Source organism: Vreelandella neptunia (genome assembly GCF_022489065.1).
GTDB lineage: Bacteria > Pseudomonadota > Gammaproteobacteria > Pseudomonadales > Halomonadaceae > Vreelandella > Vreelandella neptunia_A.
Genome location: NZ_JAKVTW010000016.1, coordinates 77,981 through 96,712, shown reverse-complemented (window position 1 = coordinate 96,712; position 18,732 = coordinate 77,981). Strand labels below are relative to the sequence as shown.

At 53.4% G+C, this 18,732-nt stretch carries 20 protein-coding genes; 17 read left to right on the top strand and 3 right to left on the bottom strand.

Annotated elements, in window-relative coordinates:
• Nucleotides 1-6: 6 nt before the first annotated feature.
• Entirely contained in the window at nt 7-948 is a 942-nt protein-coding gene (locus tag MLE19_RS17920) for a D-2-hydroxyacid dehydrogenase (RefSeq protein WP_240719496.1), read from the bottom strand.
• Nucleotides 949-1,184: 236 nt separating this feature from the next.
• Between MLE19_RS17920 and MLE19_RS17915 the strand changes: the two genes are divergently transcribed.
• The 13 genes from MLE19_RS17915 (at nt 1,185) to MLE19_RS17855 (ending at nt 12,113) form a co-directional block, all read left to right on the top strand.
• A complete protein-coding gene (locus tag MLE19_RS17915; RefSeq protein WP_240719495.1) occupies nt 1,185-1,484 on the top strand; it encodes an FmdB family zinc ribbon protein in 300 nt (99 codons plus the stop codon).
• A gap of 65 nt (nt 1,485-1,549) precedes the next feature.
• Nucleotides 1,550-3,331 (top strand): aspartate--tRNA ligase, encoded by a 1,782-nt coding sequence (gene aspS / locus MLE19_RS17910; protein WP_240719494.1) that lies wholly within the window; start codon nt 1,550-1,552, stop codon nt 3,329-3,331.
• A 75-nt stretch (nt 3,332-3,406) separates the two neighbouring features.
• Nucleotides 3,407-3,955 (top strand): crossover junction endodeoxyribonuclease RuvC, encoded by a 549-nt coding sequence (ruvC, locus tag MLE19_RS17905; protein ID WP_240719493.1) that lies wholly within the window; start codon nt 3,407-3,409, stop codon nt 3,953-3,955.
• Between the two features lie 106 nt (nt 3,956-4,061).
• Nucleotides 4,062-4,670, top strand: coding sequence for a Holliday junction branch migration protein RuvA (gene ruvA, locus MLE19_RS17900; protein WP_240719492.1), 609 nt, complete (start codon nt 4,062-4,064; stop codon nt 4,668-4,670).
• Between the two features lie 69 nt (nt 4,671-4,739).
• A complete protein-coding gene (gene ruvB, locus MLE19_RS17895; RefSeq protein ID WP_240719491.1) occupies nt 4,740-5,777 on the top strand; it encodes a Holliday junction branch migration DNA helicase RuvB in 1,038 nt (345 codons plus the stop codon).
• Entirely contained in the window at nt 5,774-6,187 is a 414-nt protein-coding gene (gene ybgC / locus MLE19_RS17890; RefSeq protein ID WP_276322492.1) for a tol-pal system-associated acyl-CoA thioesterase, read from the top strand. Before ruvB ends, ybgC begins: the two co-directional genes overlap by 4 nt.
• Before the next feature lie 58 nt (nt 6,188-6,245).
• Nucleotides 6,246-6,941, top strand: coding sequence for a protein TolQ (tolQ, locus tag MLE19_RS17885; protein ID WP_240719490.1), 696 nt, complete (start codon nt 6,246-6,248; stop codon nt 6,939-6,941).
• Nucleotides 6,942-6,952: 11 nt separating this feature from the next.
• Entirely contained in the window at nt 6,953-7,390 is a 438-nt protein-coding gene (tolR, locus tag MLE19_RS17880; RefSeq protein ID WP_240719489.1) for a protein TolR, read from the top strand.
• On the top strand, nt 7,383-8,570 hold the full coding sequence (gene tolA / locus MLE19_RS17875; protein WP_425356818.1) for a cell envelope integrity protein TolA: 1,188 nt from the start codon (nt 7,383-7,385) through the stop codon (nt 8,568-8,570). The genes tolR and tolA overlap by 8 nt, the downstream gene beginning before the upstream one ends.
• The gene (gene tolB / locus MLE19_RS17870; RefSeq protein ID WP_240719487.1) at nt 8,570-9,856 is read left to right on the top strand and encodes a Tol-Pal system beta propeller repeat protein TolB; all 1,287 of its coding nucleotides are present in this window, start codon (nt 8,570-8,572) and stop codon (nt 9,854-9,856) included. The genes tolA and tolB overlap by 1 nt, the downstream gene beginning before the upstream one ends.
• Before the next feature lie 54 nt (nt 9,857-9,910).
• The gene (pal, locus tag MLE19_RS17865; protein ID WP_240719486.1) at nt 9,911-10,456 is read left to right on the top strand and encodes a peptidoglycan-associated lipoprotein Pal; all 546 of its coding nucleotides are present in this window, start codon (nt 9,911-9,913) and stop codon (nt 10,454-10,456) included.
• Nucleotides 10,457-10,518: 62 nt separating this feature from the next.
• The gene (ybgF, locus tag MLE19_RS17860; protein WP_240719485.1) at nt 10,519-11,316 is read left to right on the top strand and encodes a tol-pal system protein YbgF; all 798 of its coding nucleotides are present in this window, start codon (nt 10,519-10,521) and stop codon (nt 11,314-11,316) included.
• A gap of 35 nt (nt 11,317-11,351) precedes the next feature.
• Entirely contained in the window at nt 11,352-12,113 is a 762-nt protein-coding gene (locus tag MLE19_RS17855; RefSeq protein ID WP_240719484.1) for a YciK family oxidoreductase, read from the top strand.
• 45 nt (nt 12,114-12,158) lie between these two features.
• On the opposite strand, the gene MLE19_RS17850 is transcribed toward MLE19_RS17855, so the two are convergent.
• Complete coding sequence (locus MLE19_RS17850; RefSeq protein ID WP_240719483.1) at nt 12,159-12,827, bottom strand: HAD-IA family hydrolase; 669 nt, start codon at nt 12,825-12,827, stop codon at nt 12,159-12,161.
• Nucleotides 12,828-13,571 (bottom strand): bifunctional 2-polyprenyl-6-hydroxyphenol methylase/3-demethylubiquinol 3-O-methyltransferase UbiG, encoded by a 744-nt coding sequence (gene ubiG, locus MLE19_RS17845; protein WP_240719482.1) that lies wholly within the window; start codon nt 13,569-13,571, stop codon nt 12,828-12,830. It lies immediately after the preceding gene.
• A 170-nt stretch (nt 13,572-13,741) separates the two neighbouring features.
• On the opposite strand from ubiG, the gene galU reads away from it, so the two are divergent.
• The 4 genes from galU to tamA all read left to right on the top strand — a co-directional run bounded on the left by galU (nt 13,742) and on the right by tamA (nt 18,724).
• A complete protein-coding gene (gene galU / locus MLE19_RS17840) occupies nt 13,742-14,632 on the top strand; it encodes a UTP--glucose-1-phosphate uridylyltransferase GalU (RefSeq protein WP_240719481.1) in 891 nt (296 codons plus the stop codon).
• Between the two features lie 3 nt (nt 14,633-14,635).
• Nucleotides 14,636-15,928: a nucleotide sugar dehydrogenase gene (locus tag MLE19_RS17835; RefSeq protein ID WP_240719480.1), complete on the top strand. Its 1,293-nt coding sequence runs from the start codon at nt 14,636-14,638 to the stop codon at nt 15,926-15,928.
• 9 nt (nt 15,929-15,937) lie between these two features.
• Nucleotides 15,938-16,771, top strand: coding sequence for a hypothetical protein (locus MLE19_RS17830; protein WP_240719479.1), 834 nt, complete (start codon nt 15,938-15,940; stop codon nt 16,769-16,771).
• A gap of 99 nt (nt 16,772-16,870) precedes the next feature.
• Nucleotides 16,871-18,724, top strand: coding sequence for an autotransporter assembly complex protein TamA (gene tamA, locus MLE19_RS17825; protein ID WP_240719478.1), 1,854 nt, complete (start codon nt 16,871-16,873; stop codon nt 18,722-18,724).
• The last annotated feature ends 8 nt before the right edge of the window (nt 18,725-18,732 follow it).

The following is an 18,732-nucleotide window of genomic DNA, read 5'->3' as shown; positions in this document are numbered from 1 at the left end:
AAGGTACTATTTTGCGTCTTTCCATTCACGGATATTGTTAGCCGTCAGGCTAACAATATTCTGGCGAGCTTCCGGCGTGATCCAGGCGTTGTGAGGCGTAACGATTAAGTTAAGCGACTCGTTAAGGGCATCCAGCAGTGCATGTCCATCTCGGGGCGGTTCCGCGGGCAGCACATCCACGCCCAGTCCGCCTAGCTTTCCATTGCGTAGCGCTTCTAGTGCGGCATCTTCATCGATAACCTCTCCTCGGGCGCAGTTGACCAACAGCAGTGAAGGCTTAGCGCGAGATAAGCGCTCTCGATTTATTAAATGCTTGGTAGCTTCACTAAGAGGGCAGTGCAAGCTGATCACGTCCGCATCGGGAAGTAGCTCATCCAGCGCAGGACGCTCATCATTAGCCTCATTTCCTGGGCGTGCAGCAAACGTCACTTGCATTCCAAAAGCCTCTGCCAAGCGTGCTACTTCACTGCCTAACTCGCCTTGACCCACCATGATTAACCGCTTGCCGGACAGCTGCAGGGTCGGGTAATCCTGCAAGCAGAAAAAAGCGCTACGCTGCCATTCGCCTGCGGCCACATCACGCTGATAGCGGGGCAAACGATTAGCTAATGCAAGCATCAACATTAACGTGTGCTGTGAAACGCTGGCAGTACCGTAAGCCGCAACGTTCTTAACCTGGATGCCTTGAGCCTTGGCGGTCTCCATATCGATGTTATTGAGGCCTGTTGCCAGCACACAGATCAAGCGCAGCTTGGGCAATTGCCGTAGTGTCTCTGCATTCAGCACCACCTTATTAACGATGGCGATATCTGCATCGATCAAACGCTCCTGCGCTTGCTGGGTTGTGCTTTGCTCAAACACCTCAAGGTGTGAGACCGACTCTTTAATAGCGCTTAAATTGATCTCAGGGCCTAGGCTCTGTGCGTCTAATATCACGGCATAAGGCATTTTATTCTCTCCAATAGTTACCGAAGGCTGCATAACCTTGCTCGGTAGGGGTCACAAAAGGGTATAATGGCGGCGCTTTATCAACCGCAGCCTTGGAATTTATCCCGACTGGCCACATATTGGCAGCCTGGCAGCGTTTGTTTCGCCACCAATCTTTTCTTTCAGCACTTAGTCTTTTATGACTGAGTATGTCAGAGCTGAGTCTGTCAGGGTTGAGCTTTTTAGGAGCCATTAACATGCCCATCTATGAATATGAGTGCAAGGCCTGCGGCCATCGTCTGGAAAAATTGCAAAAAATAAGCGCTGATCCTCTCAAGGATTGCCCAGCATGCCAAAGCGATGGCTTGGAACGACTGGTCTCGGCAGCGGGTTTCCGCTTGGCCGGTGGCGGTTGGTATGAAACCGATTTCAAAACGGGTAGCAAAAAGAACCTGGTCGCTGACGGCAAAACTGCCTCGCCAGATACCGCTAAATCAAGCGATACCAGTGCTACCGCTAAGAGCGCTACTCCCAGTGACAAAGGCGCCGCAGCGTAGCTGCGGTGGTCAGGGTCGGGACGCCCGCGACAAATTAATTGCCACGAAACAGAACAGGATTTGACATGCGCAGCCATTATTGCGGCCAGCTAAACGAAACTTTGGTGGATCAAACGGTTACGGTATGCGGATGGGTTCATCGCCGCCGTGACCACGGTGGGGTAATTTTCCTCGATATGCGCGATCGCGACGGCATCGCTCAATTCGTGGTCGACCCCGATACCGCCGAGGCGTTCGCCACTGCCGACCGTGCCCGCAGTGAGTATGTCCTGCGCATCACTGGACGCGTTCGGCTGCGCCCTGAAGGTACTCAAAACCCCAACATGCCAACAGGCATGATTGAAGTGCTGGCGAAAGACGTCGAAGTACTTAATACGGCGATTACCCCGCCTTTCCAGCTGGATGAGCATGGCAAAGTGGGTGAGGAGGTGCGTCTTAAGCATCGCTACATCGACCTGCGTCGTCCGGATATGATTGAAAAGCTGCGCCTGCGTTCGCGTATTTCGCACAACGTCCGTGCATACCTCGAAAACCAGGGCTTTCTGGATATCGAAACACCGGTACTCACTCGAGCCACCCCCGAAGGCGCCCGTGATTACCTAGTGCCTAGCCGTACCCATGCGGGTAGCTTCTTTGCGCTGCCCCAGTCGCCGCAGCTGTTCAAACAGCTATTGATGGTGGCGGGCTTTGATCGCTACTACCAGATTGCCAAGTGCTTCCGCGATGAAGATTTGCGCGCCGACCGTCAGCCTGAGTTCACCCAGATTGATATCGAGGCGTCATTTGTGGAAGAGAACGACATCATGGGCATTACTGAAGCCATGATTCGTCAGTTGTTTCAGGAAGTGCTTAAGGTCGAGTTGCCTGAATTCCCGCGCATGACTTGGCAGGAAGCGATGGATCGATTCGGTTCTGATAAGCCGGATCTACGTATTCCGCTCGAGCTGACCGATGTTGACGACCTTATGCAGCAGGTCGATTTCAAAGTCTTCTCCGGTCCCGCGAGTGCGGACGATGGTCGCGTCGCGGCATTAAAAGTCCCCGGCGGTGCCAAGTTGTCGCGCAAAGAGATCGATGAATACACCAAGTTTGTTGGCATTTACGGCGCCAAAGGTTTGGCATGGATCAAGGTCAACGAGCGCGCCAAAGGGCTTGAGGGTCTGCAGTCGCCGATCGTCAAGTTTATGGAAAACATCGTTGAAGAGTTGCTCGACCGCGTGGGCGCGGAAGATGGCGACATCATCTTCTTCGGCGCCGATAAAGCCCGCATCGTTAACGAAGCGATTGGCGCGCTGCGCGTGAAGCTCGGTGCTGACCTTGAGCTCTACACCCAGGAGTGGGCACCGCTATGGGTGGTCGACTTCCCGATGTTTGAAGCCGACGACAACGGTCGCTTAAGCCCGCTGCACCACCCCTTCACGGCGCCTTCCTGCACACCGGAAGAGCTGAAGGCAGACCCTGCAAATGCGCTTTCACGCGCTTACGATATGGTGCTCAACGGTACAGAGCTGGGCGGCGGATCTATTCGTATCCACGACCAAACCATGCAAAGCACCGTATTTGAAATTCTGGGTATTGGTGAAGAAGAAGCCCAAGAGAAATTCGGCTTCTTGCTGGATGCGTTGCAGTACGGCGCGCCACCCCATGGCGGCTTAGCCTTTGGTTTGGATCGGTTGGTCATGCTGATGGTAGGTGCTAAAACCATTCGTGAAGTGATTGCTTTCCCGAAAACCCAAAGCGCTGCTTGTTTAATGACTAATGCGCCGGGCGAGGTCAGCCCTGAGCAGTTGAAAGATTTAAACATCCGCCTGCGCCAAAAAGCCAAAGCGGAAACAGCCGCCGAATAAACCGGTTGTTTGGCTGCCTAACACCGACGCCCCGGCGTCGGTGTTTTTGTATAAAGCCCAACGAGTTTCGACGACATGGATGAGAAAAAGCCTGCCAACCCTGTTCGTATCCTGGGCATTGATCCCGGGTCGCGTGTGACAGGTTATGGGGTAATCGACGTGGTCGGTGTGAAAACATCCTACGTGGCAAGTGGCTGTATTCGCACGGCAGACGGGGCATTAGAGCAGCGCTTGGCGCAAATCTATGCGGGCCTCAGCGAAGTTGTCGGTTTGCATAGCCCCTCTCAAGTGGCCATCGAGCGGGTATTTATGGCTAAAAATCCTGATTCAGCATTGAAGTTGGGCCAGGCCCGTGGTGCGGCGTTGGTATGTATGGCGAATCATGGTTTAAGCCTTGCCGAATACGCTGCGCGGCAGATCAAGCAAGCGGTGACTGGCCAGGGCGGGGCGGATAAAGAGCAGGTGCAGCATATGGTGACGGCTATTCTGCAACTATCCGCGACGCCTCAGGCCGATGCCGCCGATGCGTTAGCCATTGCGTTAACGCATGCTTATAGCTGCAATGGCTTGCCAGCCGCACCATCTCGGGGGCGTCGTCGCTCTACGGGGCGCTGGCGGCTGTAAATAAGCCGAACTACTGGTCACCTGTACAGAGTCGCTTTATAGTAAACAACTGTTTTCACCGTAGTGTTTACACCCAACTGTTTTTAACACCAGCGCGAGCGACGTTATGATTGGACGTTTAAGTGGCCAGTTACTGGCAAAGCAACCCCCCTGGATTGTGATTGACGTTCATGGCGTAGGTTATGAGCTGGAAACGTCAATGAATACGCTGGTGGCACTTCCTGCCGTTGGTGAAAGTGTTTCTCTGTTTACCCACCTCACTATTCGTGACGATGCCCATTTACTGTATGGTTTTGGTAGAGAGCATGAGCGCGCTTTATTTCGAGCCTTGATTAAAGTCAACGGTGTAGGGCCTAAGCTTGCGTTGGCGATTTTATCAGGGATGGATGAAGACGCCTTTATGCGCTGCGTGCGTGACGACGATAGCAAAGCACTGACCACCTTGCCTGGGGTGGGCAAGAAAACGGCTGAGCGTCTAATCATTGAAATGCGCGATCGTTTCCCTGAGTGGGAAGACGGTAGCAATGCGCTACTACCTCTTGAGGCCGCTAATGGTCGAGCATCTGCTCGCGATAGCCTTGCCGATGCAGAAGCCGCATTAGTAAGCCTGGGGTATAAATTGACTGAGGCATCGAAAATGCTCGCCGATATCGACCCCAATCAATCAACCGAGGCTTTGATTAAAGCCGCCCTGACTCAGCGTATGAATAGCTAAGCTTGTGGCTTTTAACCGCGCTAGATTTGGCTAAACACTGCATTTGCAACGTCATAAAGAAGAGCACCTATGCTAGAACACGATCGGCTGATCGCCGCTGAACCTGAACAGGGAGAGGGGCGCATTGATTACGCTATTCGCCCTAAGCGGTTGGATGACTATATTGGCCAGCCCCGTGTGCGTGAACAGCTGGAAATTTTTATCGGCGCCGCAAGGCTGCGCGAAGAGAGCCTGGATCACACCCTGGTATTTGGCCCTCCAGGGCTAGGTAAAACGACCCTTGCGCACATTATTGCGACCGAGATGGGAGTGGGGATGAAATCGACTTCCGGCCCGGTATTGGAACGGGCGGGAGATCTCGCGGCCATGCTGACTAATTTAGAGCCTGGCGACGTACTATTCATCGATGAAATTCACCGCCTTTCTCCTGTCGTCGAAGAAGTGCTCTATCCGGCCATGGAAGATTTTCAGCTGGATATTATGATTGGCGAAGGCCCCGCTGCACGCTCAATCAAGCTGGATTTGCCCCGTTTTACCCTGGTGGGCGCAACCACACGAGCAGGGTTGTTAACCTCGCCACTGCGCGACCGGTTCGGTATCGTTCAACGGCTAGAGTTTTATAACCTTGAAGAGCTGACCGAAATTGTTTCGCGGTCTGCACGCTTAATGGGCGTTAAAACCAGCCATGAAGGTGCGGTTGAAGTGGCTAAGCGCTCAAGAGGTACGCCGCGTATCGCCAATCGACTATTACGCCGGGTGCGTGATTACGCCGAAATGAAGGGTAACGGCGTTGTCGATGTCGCCATGGCGGATGCCGCACTGAATATGCTCAACGTGGATCATCACGGGTTGGATCATATGGACCGGCGGCTACTGTTGGCGATGATCGATAAATTTGATGGTGGGCCAGTGGGAATCGATTCACTCGCGGCGGCCATCAGTGAAGAGCGCGATACCATTGAAGATGTGATCGAGCCCTATCTAATTCAGCAAGGCTTGATTATGCGCACTCCTCGCGGTCGTGTGGTTACCCGCCAAGCATGGCTGCACTTTGAACGAGTGCCCCATGAACAAGCGACCGATATGGAAGGGGAGCGCCGTCCTTGAGTGCGATTGCAGAAAAAGGGTATCGCTTACCGTTGCGCGTTTATATGGAAGATACTGACGCCGGCGGCATTGTCTACTACGTTAACTACTTGAAGTTTATGGAGCGTGCCCGCAGCGAATGGCTACGCCAATTAGGCCTTAATCAGCAAACGCTGCTAGACGAAGGCACTCAGCTAGTGGTATACCGCTTGGCCTGTCACTACGCGAAACCCGCTTGTTTGGATGACGCGTTGGAAATCAGTGCCCATGTCACAGAGATGGGGCGCTGTAGAATGACATTTGAACAGCAAGTTTGGCGTGATGAGGAACTCCTCTGCTCCGCCACAGTCGAGATAGCCTGCTTGAGTGTCGAGCGTATGCGACCTAAAGCATGGCCAGCATCGCTGAATATTTTGATACCGGCCTCTTAACCAAGAGGTCATTCACTGCGTCGGCAATACCGACCCTAATAGATTGATGAGGGCACCTGTGAACGATAACACCATGTCCATTCCCCACTTGATAATGAATGCCAGCACCGTGGTGCAGCTGGTGATGTTGCTACTGTTGGTGGGGTCGATCCTCTCTTGGGTGGTGATTTTCCAGCGCAGCATTGCATTGCGCCGTGCCAAGCAAGAGTACAACCAATTTGAGGAGTCCTTTTGGTCGGGTGTCGACTTAAATGAGCTCTATCGGGAAATCCCCACTGACGATCCGCGTCATGGTGCCGAGCATATCTTTCAAGCAGGCTTCCGGGAATTTAATCGCTTAATGCCGAAAACCCGCCATGCGGACACCGTTTTGGAAGGGGTTCAGCGTAGCATGCGTGTCGCTTGGTCACGGGAAGAAGATCGCTTAACCCAGCATCTAGTGTTTCTGGCTACCGTTGCTTCTGCAAGCCCCTATATCGGTCTGTTCGGTACGGTGTGGGGCATTATGGGGTCGTTCCAAGCGCTGTCGCTGACACAGCAAGCCACACTCGCGACAGTAGCGCCCTGGATCGCTGAAGCGCTTATCGCTACCGCAATGGGTCTTTTTGCGGCTATCCCGGCGGTTATTTTCTATAACCGTTTGTCGAACACATCTTCTCGCTTACTTGGCAAATACGAAGATTTTGCCGAGGAGTTCCACGCTATCCTGCACCGCAATCTGCAAGGTCGTGATGGCAAGCCGAGCGCGAGTTAAGGGAGACAGCCATGCAAGGACCGTTCAATCGTAGTGGTAAAAGCAAACCAATGGGGGAGATTAACGTCGTCCCTTTCATTGACGTCATGCTAGTACTACTTGTTGTCTTTATGATTACTGCGCCAATGTTAACGCAGGGCGTGCAGGTCGAATTGCCACAAGTAACTTCTCAGCCGATTGAGAGTCAGGACGATAATGACCCCATTATTATCTCCGTTGATCGTGATGGAGGTTACTTCATTACACTGGGAGAAGACTCTACCTCCGTATCGTTGAATGAGATGTCACAGCGCGTCGTCGCTATCTTACAGCAGCGTCCTGGTACCCCGGTGATGGTTCGAGGCGACCGCAGTGTGGCCTATGGAGACATCGTCGTCTTGATGAGTACGTTACAAGGCGCCGGAGTGGCTAACGTGGGGCTGCTTTCTGAGCCGCCGCAAGATGGGTAAGGGCAGCGCGAACATGGCAGTACACTCCCCGCGCGATCCACAAGAGGTCGGCTATAAGTGGCCGACTATTCTAGCGATTGGCGTACACGTCGCCATTGTCGTGTTTAGTTTAATTAGTTGGCCGAGCCGAACGGCAGAGCCTGATAGCTCGTCTATCGTTCAGGCTACCTTGGTGAGTACGGAAACATTTACTGATCAGGCGCAGCAGGCAACAGAACAGCAAGCGGCAATGAATGCGCCGGCGGAAGCCCCAACTGAGCCTGAAGCGCCCGACGAACCATCGGCCAGTGAGCAGCAGGCGGCTGCCGAACAACAGGCGGCAGAGGAAGCTGCCCAAGTGGCGGAGGCAGAAGAAGCACAAGCCTTAGAAGCAGCGCGTGAGGCGGCGGAAGCTGAGGCGCAGCGTCGTGCTGCCGAGGCGGCTGAGCAGGCTGAGCAACAAGCCGCCGAGGCCGCTGAACGTGAGGCCGAAGCCGAAGCTGCCGCAGCGCGTCAGCGTGAAGTTGAAGAGGCTCGACGCCAGCAGGAAGCCGCTGAACAGCAGCGCCAGGAAGAGGCGGAAGCCGAGCGCCAGCGCGAAGCCGAAGAGCAGCAGCGCCAGGAAGAAGCTGAGGCCGAACGTGAGCGGGAAGCGGCAGAGCAGCAGCGTCAGGAAGAGGCAGAAGCCGAACGCCAACGTGAAGCAGAAGAGCAGCGTCTTCGCGAAGAAGAAGCCGCTCAGCGGGAGCGAGAGGCCGAAGCTCAACGCCAACGAGAAGCGGAAGAGCAGCAGCGCCGGGAAGCCGAAGCAGAGCGACAACGCCAAGCCGCGGAAGCCGCAGAGGCGGCCATGCAGCGTCAGTTGGCTGGTGAAGCAGAAGCCGCGGCGAATGCTCAGCAGGCCGAGCAGGCTGCCAACAGCTTTATCAATATCGTTCGTCGCGCTGTTGAGCAGGCGTGGTTGATTCCTGCCGGTGCAAGTGATTCGATGAGTGCTACCCTACAAGTAAGGCTAGGGCCGTCAGGAGAAGTGCTGGCAACGTCGATCGTGACATCCAGCGGCGATAGTGCTTTTGACCGGTCTGTCATGCAGGCCGTGGAACATGCTGCACCGTTTGGTGAATTAAGAGATTTGCCAGCCGATCAGCAGCGTAATTTACGTCAGTTTAATCTGCGATTTACCCCGGGGGATGTTCGCTGATGCAAAGTTTGAGCAAAGTATGGTTGTTCTGTGTACTGCTGCTGGTCAGCAGTATGGCGAGTGCCAACTTAACGATTGAAATCACTCGTGGTAGCGATCAAGCGCTGCCCATTGGTGTTGTTCCGTTCGCAGGCTCAGAAGGAATGCCTGAAGACGTTGCACAAATTGTCCAAGATGACCTGGAGCGAAGTGGCCTTTTTGATCCACTAGCGCGTAGTGCTATGTTCGAACAGCCCAGCCAGTCGGACGATGTTCAATTCGGCACTTGGCGGTCTCTAGACGTACGCTATCTGGTCGTAGGCAGTGCAGCGCAAACCGATGGTGGTTTTGAGCTGCAGTTTGAACTGATGGATATCAGTGGTCAGCGCCGGATGATTGGCGAAACCGTGACAGTGAGAGGTAATGACCTACGCGGCGCCGCTCACTACATCAGTGATCAAATTTTTGAAGAGATCACCGATATTCGTGGTGCTTTCTCAACGAAAATTGCTTATGTCACCGCACAAGGTATCGGGGATAACATGCAGTTCGGCTTGTACGTAGCCGACGCCGACGGTCGTCGTAGTGAGCAGGTATTGACCTCTGACGAGCCCATTATGTCGCCTGCGTGGTCACCCGATGGCACCAAACTCGCCTATGTCTCTTTTGAAACTGAGCGTCCCGCTATCTACATTCAAGATGTAGCGACGGGGCAGCGCGTAAAAGCAACGTCGTTTGACGGTATTAACGGTGCGCCAGCATGGTCACCGGACGGTCGTCGTATTGCGATGTCACTGTCGAAAGATGGGCAGCCTGAAATCTATATTATGGATGTCGCTAACCGTTCGGTAGAGCGCATTACTAATAACAACAGCATTGATACTGAGCCCGCATGGGCGCCAGACGGTCGCAGTTTGTTGTTTACCTCTGACCGTAGCGGTGGGCCACAACTTTACCAGTACTCAATGGGTGGTGGTGAAGCCCAGCGTATGACGTTTACGGGTAATTACAATGCTCGCGGGCGTTATTCACCGGATGGTGAGCAGATATTCTTGATCCACCGCTCCAGCCGTGGCTATCAAGTTGCAAGGCAAGATCTAAGCGGTGATCGCTTAGTGGTATTAAGTGAATCAACAAGAGATGAATCTCCTAGTGTTGCGCCGAACGGGACCATGGTAATCTTCGCTACCCAACAGGGTAACAGTGGGGTGCTAAGTGCTGTTTCGGCCGATGGTCGCTCTTCATTCAGACTGCCATCAGCACAGGGCGATGTACGTGACCCGGCTTGGTCACCCTTCTTAAATTGATCAACTCAATTGATTAACATCGAAATTTTTAGTTTTCAGGCAAGGAGTCTGATTATGCAACTTAAACCGTTGGCTCGCTCATTAGCAGCAGCGCTATCTATCGTGGTAATCGCTGGCTGTTCCAGCACCGGCGGAACCCAAGACGGTGACTCGTACGGTAGCCAGGATGGCAGCACTACCGGATCTGGCACCTCGGGCACAGGCACGGGCAGTCAGTATGGTTCTACTTCTGGCTCAGGTTCAGGCTCTGGTCAGCAAGCTGACTCGCGCATCCCTGAAGTACGTACCATTTATTTCGATTACGACCGCGATACGATCAAAAGCGAGTACGAATCTGTGGTAATGGCTCATGCGCGTTACTTACGTGCCAACCCGAGCGCTCAAGTGGTTCTTCACGGACACACAGACGAACGTGGCACCCGTGAATACAACATGGCGCTGGGCGAGCGTCGTGCCGGAGCGGTAGAGCGTTTCCTGAATATTCAGGGCGTTTCTTCTTCGCAAATGAGTGTCGTTAGTTATGGTGAAGAGCGTCCGGCCGTCAATGGCCAAGACGAAAGCGCCTACTCTCAGAACCGTCGCGTCGTATTTAACTACTGAGCGTTTAACTACTGATGAAAGCGGCGTGCTAACCGCACGCCGTTTTTATCTACGGAGTCATCATGAATCACAGTCTCAAGCGTTACGTTGAGAGGCTGTGCGGTGCGGGAGCCATAGCGCTCCCGCTGTCCGTATTGCCCTTAATGGCGGTCGCTCAACAGCCACTTGTTCAAGACCTTAACTCTTCTTCCAGCAGCAGTGGTTTCTACGACCAGACACAGCGGCAAGAAGCTTCAACAGGTAATTTGGTGCTGTTTAACCAAGTGCAAGAGCACCAGCAAGAAATCCAGCAGTTGCGCGGTCAGATTGAAGAGCTACGCCACCAGATGGAACAGCTGCGTCGACAATCGCAGCAGCAGTATCTCGATATTGAAGATCGGCTAATGAGTAGCGGCCCAACCCAAATCGAGCAGTCAACGCCCCCGGTTGAGCCAGAAGCGGCGGAAGAAGTCGTGAATGCGCCTTCAACCCGCAATGTCAGTGAAGACGCTCAAGCCGATTACCAAGCGGCCTTCGCGCATGTTCAGGCACGCCGTTTTGAAGAAGCTATCTCGGCTTTTGAAGCCTTCGTTAGCGAGCATCCTGATACTAGCTTAACCGCCAACGGTCATTACTGGCTGGGCGAGCTCTATGCAGCAGAGGGTGAGCTGGATTCTGCTGACCAAGCGTTTAGCCGTGTCATCGACGAGTATAGCGGCAGCAGTAAAGTGCCAGATGCGATCTATAAGTTAGGCTTGGTGAAAGCGCGCAAGGGCGAGGCAGAGCGCAGCCGCGAACTACTTGAGCAAGTGCGCGACGACTACCCACAAAGCAGTGCCGCGGGTCTAGCCAATGACTTTTTACGTCAGTCAGCGGGTTAATATTTTTTGATCTATTTTTGCTTCAGGGAATCAGCATGAGCTGCAAGATCGACTATCAACCAGCGCCCAACCTATTGGAAAATCGCATCGTGTTGGTAACCGGCGCAGGAGACGGGATTGGCCGTGCGGCAGCGTTAAGCTATGCCCAACACGGTGCCACCGTGATTCTATTGGGGCGCACCATCGCCAAATTAGAGCGTGTCTACGATGAAATCGAAGCGGCGGGTGGCCCTCAGCCAGCTATTTTTCCGCTTAATTTTGAAGGCGCCACGCTAAAAGATTTTCATGATATGGCCGAAACGCTGGACAAAGAGTTTGGTCGCTTAGATGGTCTGTTACATAACGCGGGGCTGCTAGGCCGGATCACGCCATTTGAGCAATACAATCCTGAACTTTGGCAACAAGTGATGCAGGTTAATATCAATGGCCCTATCTGGATGACTCAAGCACTGTTACCCCTGATGCAACAGTCTGAAGATGCCTCCATTATCTTCACCTCATCCAGCGTTGGGCGGAAAGGGCGTGCTTACTGGGGGGCCTATTCCGTTTCTAAATTTGCCACTGAAGGTTTTGTCGACGTACTCGCCGATGAATTGAACAATCAGTCCAATATTCGTGTTAATTCGCTTAACCCGGGTGCCACACGCACTCAAATGCGGCGTACGGCGTTTCCGGGCGAAGACCCCTTCACGCTACGTACACCAGAAGACATTATGCCCACTTACCTTTGGCTAATGGGCCCTGATAGCACAGGCACCAGCGGTCAAAAGCTCGATGCCCAACCGCCTCGGGTTTAACAGTGACTGTAGATATCTGAAAGCCGCGTCGATGCCTGCCTTTTGTTAGCGTTTGAAAACATTGAGGGCATCGACGAGTGCTTGGCACTCCTCAAACCACAGATCAGCAGGCCATTGCTGGTAATCATCCCCGTCACTGATATAGCCATAACCCACCGCTACGGCGGTCATTCCGGCTGCTACGGCTGCCTCGATATCCCGCGCATGATCACCAATATACCAGCACTGTTCGGGTGCGACACCCAAGCGGCGGGCAGCCTCCCAAAGTGGCTCGGGCGAGGGTTTTTTCACGCTTAGATCATCCGCGCACAGCAATGCGCCGGGTTGCAGTGATAGTGCTTCTAATAGCGGTAGGGTATAGCGGCGGGGCTTGTTGGTGACGATACCCCAAGGGCGCTGATCCTCATGCCACTCCTTTAACCAGACATCGAGTGGTGAGAAAGTCCGGCTATGCACTGCCACTGCCTGTTCATACGCATCAAGTAGAAACTCACGCGCCTGAGTATGCTCCTGGGAAGACACCTCTAGCTCAAGGGCCAGTGTTACCAGCGCACTACCCCCATTAGAGACTTGGCGGCGTATTACCTCAAAAGGCAGCGTCGGTAGCCCATGATGTGTACGCAGCGCATTGGTTGCATTGGCCAAGTCAGGGGCCGTATCTACCAGGGTTCCATCTAAATCGAAAAGGATCGCTTGGGGTGCTGGCATCGGCATTTAATCGCTCACCTTGCGGCAGTACATCATGTAATTGACCGATACATCATGGCTGACCAAACGATAGTGGCGCGTCAGCGGGTTATAGGTCAGTCCCGTCTGTTCCCGCACTTCTAAACCACTGGTACGCGACCAGGCAGCCATTTCAGAAGGGCGAATAAATTTTGCGTAACTATGTGTCCCCCTAGGCAGCAGCTTCAGTACGTACTCGGCGCCTAAAATGGCGAACGCATATGACTTCGCGGTACGGTTAAGTGTGGAGAAAAAGACATAACCACCCGGGCGAACAAGGGTGCTGCAGGCACGTATAACGGAGGCGGGGTCGGGGACGTGCTCAAGCATTTCCATACAGGTGACGACATCGTAAAACCCCGGCTTTTGAGCCGCCATGGTTTCCACACTGATGTGCTGATACTCAACCTGGACACCGCGCTCTTCTGCGTGCAACCGGGCTACAGCTAAAGGTGCTTCACCCAGATCAATGCCGGTGACGGTCGCACCGCGATGGGCCATGGCTTCGCTTAAAATTCCACCGCCGCAGCCTACATCAAGGACTTTTTTACCCGCCAATCCTGCCCGCGCATCAATAAAATCAAGCCGCAGGGGGTTTATATCGTGCAGCGGTTTAAATTCGCCTTGAGTATCCCACCAGCGGCTAGCAAGTGCCTCAAATTTGGCAACTTCCGCTGCATCGACATTGCCTTGAAAGTGATCAGCAGTGCTATCCTGTGGTGTCGCTTGCATGTTGTGACTCCCATTGTCATAAAGCATTTAGCGAAAAGTTGACGCCTAATGGCAAGTTATTGCTCATTAGCACGCGTTATCGCCATTGGCGAGGTGGCATCCACTCACGCCTTCAGTATTATGGACATTCTAACCACTCCTGTGTCGGAACGCATGAAAAGGACCTTTCTATGATTCGTAAAGCTGTACTTCCTGTTGCTGGGTTTGGTACCCGCTGCTTGCCAGCGTCGAAAGCAATTCCCAAGGAGATGATTACGATTGTCGATAGGCCAGTCATTCAGTACGTCGTTGAAGAGGCGATTGCTGCTGGCATTCGCGAAATTGTGTTAGTCACCAGCAGCAATAAAAGCGCTATTGAAAACCACTTCGATACACATGCTGAGTTGGAATCGAGCCTCGAAAAAAAGGGTAAGCATGAATTATTAACGATGTTGCGCAACTTGGTGCCCGACAACGTCAACATTATCAGCATTCGACAGGGTGTCCCGTTAGGGCTTGGACATGCGGTGCTATGCGCTCGCCCGATTATTGGCGACGACGAACCTTTCGCAGTCCTGCTGCCCGATGTGTTGGTTGATAACAGCGCCAACGCTGCCACCGACTTGGCCGGTATGCTGGCGGCCTTTGACCAGCAGAAAGTGGCGCAGTTGATGGTGGAAGAGGTGCCGTGGGAGCAGGTAGAGAAATACGGCATTGTGGCACCCGTTGGTGATGTGCCCGCAGCAAATGAGTCAGCAGACTTGGCTGGCATGGTGGAAAAGCCTAAGCGGGATGCTGCACCTTCGAATCTTGCCGTGATAGGCCGTTATGCGTTACCGGGCAGCATTTTCTCCATATTGGAAAAAACACCCCCCGGTGCGGGTGGCGAAATTCAACTGACCGATGCGCTTGAGACGCTGCGCGAACAGTCCGGTGTTCAGGCATATCGTATGCAAGGTACTACCTACGATTGTGGCCATCCATTGGGTTATCTCGAAGCCACGCTCGCCTATGCTCGCCGCCATCCAGAGTTTGGAGAAGCTTTTCAAGCCTTGCTATCACGTTACCAGCAGGGAGCGTAACGCATGCGGGTGTTACTATACGGTAGTGAATTAAGCGCAGCGACGGCCGCTGCTGCGTTGGCCTGGGTGGGGCATCAGGTTCAGTGGCTTCCCCACGCGGATGCGCCTTGGTCAGCACTTTCCCAGGTAGACTGGTTACGTAGCGAACCTCATTTAATGGCCCATCTAGAGCAGGGTTTGGCAGAGGGTACGCTTCAGGTTATTGAACAACTGGAAGATGCGGCAATTCCTGAGGTGATCTGGCTGGGGTTGTCGCCAGCACAGCGCTCAGAGGCGAGCGCATTAATCGGGGATCCGTTACTAGCTGATCAGCACGGGATTGTGCTGGTTAACAACTCAACCTTCCCGGTAGGCGAAACCGAGCGCCTGCACGCACTGATGGGTAGTCAGCATACCAGTGTCGCGCTACCCGATACCTTAGAAGAAGGCCGGGCATGGGACTCCTTCACTCGCCCAACCCGGCGGTTGTTAGGCTGTGATGATGCTGTGGGCGAGCAGGTGGTTAGGGAGCTGTTACGGGCCTTTAATCGGCGCAGCGAAGTGTTCCAGTGCATGCCGCGCCGAGCTGCTGAACTAACCAAACTAGCCATTAATGGGATGCTCGCTACGCGTATCAGTTATATGAATGAAATTGCCGGTTTGGCTGATACCCTGGGGGTGGATGTTGAACATGTTCGCCAAGGGATGGGCGCCGATTCACGTATAGGCTTTGAGTACCTTTACCCAGGCTGCGGGTTTGGTGGGCCTAACTTCTCGCGTGACTTAATACGCTTGGCTGATGTGCAGTTGCAAAGTGGTCGCCATTCAGCGCTGCTTGAACAAGTGATGGATATTAACGAGCAGAAAAAAGAGACGCTGTTTCGCAAGCTATGGGCGCATTTTTCTGGTGAGATGGCCGGTAAAACCGTCGCCATCTGGGGGGCGGCATTTAAGCCCGGCACTGCGCGTATCGACCACGCCCCAGTATTGACGCTGCTTGAAGCTCTTTGGGCGCAAGGGGTTAAGGTTCAGTTACACGACCCGGCTGCAGTGCCTGCACTTCACGCTTTGGTCGGCGAGCGCGATGACCTACGAACATTTACTCATGACCCTTATCAGGCTTGTGAGGGCGCTGATGCGCTGATGCTGGTAACAGAATGGAAAATATATTGGAACCCAGACTGGCACCGACTCGGCTCGCTATTAAACGCTAAGCTCGTATTAGATGGGCGCAATATATACGACCCAGAGTTTGTAGCCAGCTGTGGATTAATGTACCGAGGTATAGGCCGTCGTGCCGACCCGAAGACTCTTTGAGGAAATGTCATGCCAGATTCCACCGCCTCCTCACGTATTGTGCCCGATGTGGATCAAAGCCTGACGGCACAACATTTGCGTCACCGTAAGGGGCCTACTCTCTGGCCGCTATGGCTATGCTTGCTATTGATTATTGCGCTACTGGGCGCGGCGGCGGCTGGACTTTGGTACGAACGTGAACGACTGTTAGATGAGCTTCGCCGGGTGAGTGGGGAAGTCTCTAATGTTCATGCTCGTTTGGATTCGGGTGACACGGATGTACAAGATACGATAACCTTTGTACAAGCTCAGATGTCAACGCTGTTCCAAGAGCAGGAGCAGCTGTCTATTTCGCTAACTGATACGCGCGATGAACTATATAGCTTGCTGACAATGAATGAAGACATGGCGTCGAGCGACTCTATTAATTCGCTGTTACAGCAGTTGGCTCAACTTAGAGAGCAGGCCGAGCTGCGTGATAGCCAGCTACTGGCAATGCGAGAATCCCTCAATGCACTGGAACAAACAGGCGCGTCCGGGCGTCGTAATCTGGTGGAAGAAGTTTCCCACTTGGAACGATTAACCGAACAGCGCTTATCTGCTCTGGATAGCCAGATCAATAATGCTAGCAGTGATTGGGAAGAGCAGTTGTCAGCACAAAGAAGCGCCATCGACTCGCGTTTTAATGAGCTTCAAGCGTCCTTTGATGCATCCGTTGCCGAACTCCAGGCGCCAGCGGATCAAGAAGCACTTGAGGCATTAGAGCAGGAGTGGGCTCAACGTCTGACGTCGCTGGAAAGTGATGTGCGACAAGTGCGTCAAGCGCAGCTTGCCTTTAGCGCTCAGCTAGAAATGTTGCGTTAGAACTGCCCTTATCACATATGACGTTTATCACAAATAAGTAATTAAAGTATTGAAATTGTTAAGTAATGAAGCCGCTGATTTAGGTTAGGATAAAAATGTATGGGACGACAACGGCGATGGACTTCAGCCACAGGTCGCACAATTTGTACTGTGCTTCCTCTGTTATACGTATCACATGGCGCTTGGGCATTAGATGCGACGATCGAGGGGGTCTCAGACCAAGTCGAAAGTAATATTCAAGCCTACTTACAAAATATCGATGCAGAGCAGTATACCGAGGTGCGGCTTGAGGGCGAGGTGCGCCGTCGCACTCAAGAAGCCATGCGTGTCTACGGCTATTATGAGCCTGAAATAACCCTTGAGCGTTCCACCGATGAGCGCGTGTGGCTTGAAATTGAGCCCGGCCCACAAATAGAAATCGAAATTCTCTCAATTAATATTGAAGGCGACGCCAGCAACGATCCTCCCTTTCAGCAGGCAGTAGAAGATTTTCCATTGAAGGAGGGCGATGTACTTCGCCATGCTCCATGGGATCGCTTGCGAAGCCAGTTCTCTGGCTTGGCCATAGAGCGTGGTTACTTTGACTGGGGGTTTACCGATAGACGCATGGAGGTGCGACCGTACCTGCAAAGTGCGCGACTCTATATGGACTTTGACAGCGGCCCACGGTACCAGTTTGGTGATACGTCTATCACGGGCAGTCATATCGTGATTGACCGATTGCGCAGCATGCAGCCTTTTGAGAAGGAGGATCCCTACCTTGCCCAAACGCTAGCTGAATATAACCAATCCCTTTCTGAAACCGGTTGGTTTAGCTCAGTGTCTGTGCGCCCGCGCCTTGAAACAGCACAAGAGTTGGTTATCTCTCCTACTGGGGGCGGAGACCCTTGGTGGAGTGAAGCTACAGCTTCGCAGCCTGAGCGCCCACGGGTCACCAGCGCGGCTTTACTTAGCGCGTTGAGCCTCAACAAGCCTAGTGATACTCAGCTACCCATAGATGTCAGTGTCGAACCGGCGGATCGTCATCAGTTCGAAGTCGGTATTGGTTATGCCACCGATGTAGGCCCACGGCTGCGCTTTGGTTGGGAGCAGCCATGGATCAACCGCTATGGTCATAGCCTTGATCATGATCTCTACTTATCCGCACCAGAGCAGCGTTTTACAGGGGTCTATAACATACCCCTTGAAGACCCTCTGCGCGATAGCTATCGGCTCCAATACGGTATTCGTAATATTGATGATAGTGACACCCAGTCGCTAGAAGGCACCGTGGAAATAGCACGGCGCTGGGAGTTTGATAATGATTGGGTACAGTCGATCTATTTCCGAACTACTTATGAAGACTTTGAGCAGGGTGGCGAAGCCGATCAGGTTTGGCTTTTCTATCCAGGTATTCAGTGGTCGCGTACACGAACACGCCCGCAGCGATTCCCGTTATGGGGAGATCGCCAACAGCTTTCTCTAGAGTACTCGGATACTGTATGGGGCTCAGATGCCCAGTTTGCTCGTATGACGGGGGATACTGAATGGATCCGCACAATCGGCAACAATAACCGTTTCTTAGCGCGTATCAGCTTAGGGGCTATTGAAACCGATGATTTTGCCAAAATACCGCCATCTCTGCGCTTTTTTGCCGGTGGCGACCGCAGTGTGCGCGGTTACTCCTATGAGAGTCTCTCCCCACGTAATGACGAGGGGCGACTACGCGGTGGGCAGCAGATGCTTAGCTCGACCCTTGAGTATCAACGTCGCGTGACCGGAGATTGGTGGGCAGCCACGTTCGTGGATAATGGCAACGCGTTTGATAATTGGGGGCCCGATGACTTGAAAACCGGCGCAGGTGCGGGTGTTCGCTGGGTTTCACCGGTCGGGCCAATTCGCTTCGATATCGCACACCCCTTTGACCACGAAGACGATTGGCGTTTGCACTTTTCCATCGGACCGGAATTCTAGGAGAGAGA

Excerpts from the sequence above, each read along its gene's own strand:
- ruvB (WP_240719491.1), top strand. The coding sequence starts at position 4,740 with ATGCTAGAACACGATCGGCTGATCGCCGCTGAACCTGAACAGGGAGAG.
- MLE19_RS17835 (WP_240719480.1), top strand. The coding sequence starts at position 14,636 with ATGCGGGTGTTACTATACGGTAGTGAATTAAGCGCAGCGACGGCCGCT.
- tamA (WP_240719478.1), top strand. The coding sequence starts at position 16,871 with ATGGGACGACAACGGCGATGGACTTCAGCCACAGGTCGCACAATTTGT.
- ruvC (WP_240719493.1), top strand. The coding sequence starts at position 3,407 with ATGGATGAGAAAAAGCCTGCCAACCCTGTTCGTATCCTGGGCATTGAT.
- tolA (WP_425356818.1), top strand. The coding sequence starts at position 7,383 with ATGGGTAAGGGCAGCGCGAACATGGCAGTACACTCCCCGCGCGATCCA.
- ybgF (WP_240719485.1), top strand. The coding sequence starts at position 10,519 with ATGAATCACAGTCTCAAGCGTTACGTTGAGAGGCTGTGCGGTGCGGGA.
- galU (WP_240719481.1), top strand. The coding sequence starts at position 13,742 with ATGATTCGTAAAGCTGTACTTCCTGTTGCTGGGTTTGGTACCCGCTGC.
- MLE19_RS17920 (WP_240719496.1), bottom strand. The coding sequence starts at position 948 with ATGCCTTATGCCGTGATATTAGACGCACAGAGCCTAGGCCCTGAGATC.
- MLE19_RS17915 (WP_240719495.1), top strand. The coding sequence starts at position 1,185 with ATGCCCATCTATGAATATGAGTGCAAGGCCTGCGGCCATCGTCTGGAA.
- tolR (WP_240719489.1), top strand. The coding sequence starts at position 6,953 with ATGCAAGGACCGTTCAATCGTAGTGGTAAAAGCAAACCAATGGGGGAG.
- ruvA (WP_240719492.1), top strand. The coding sequence starts at position 4,062 with ATGATTGGACGTTTAAGTGGCCAGTTACTGGCAAAGCAACCCCCCTGG.
- MLE19_RS17830 (WP_240719479.1), top strand. The coding sequence starts at position 15,938 with ATGCCAGATTCCACCGCCTCCTCACGTATTGTGCCCGATGTGGATCAA.
- ubiG (WP_240719482.1), bottom strand. The coding sequence starts at position 13,571 with ATGCAAGCGACACCACAGGATAGCACTGCTGATCACTTTCAAGGCAAT.
- MLE19_RS17855 (WP_240719484.1), top strand. The coding sequence starts at position 11,352 with ATGAGCTGCAAGATCGACTATCAACCAGCGCCCAACCTATTGGAAAAT.
- pal (WP_240719486.1), top strand. The coding sequence starts at position 9,911 with ATGCAACTTAAACCGTTGGCTCGCTCATTAGCAGCAGCGCTATCTATC.
- MLE19_RS17850 (WP_240719483.1), bottom strand. The coding sequence starts at position 12,827 with ATGCCGATGCCAGCACCCCAAGCGATCCTTTTCGATTTAGATGGAACC.
- aspS (WP_240719494.1), top strand. The coding sequence starts at position 1,550 with ATGCGCAGCCATTATTGCGGCCAGCTAAACGAAACTTTGGTGGATCAA.
- tolB (WP_240719487.1), top strand. The coding sequence starts at position 8,570 with ATGCAAAGTTTGAGCAAAGTATGGTTGTTCTGTGTACTGCTGCTGGTC.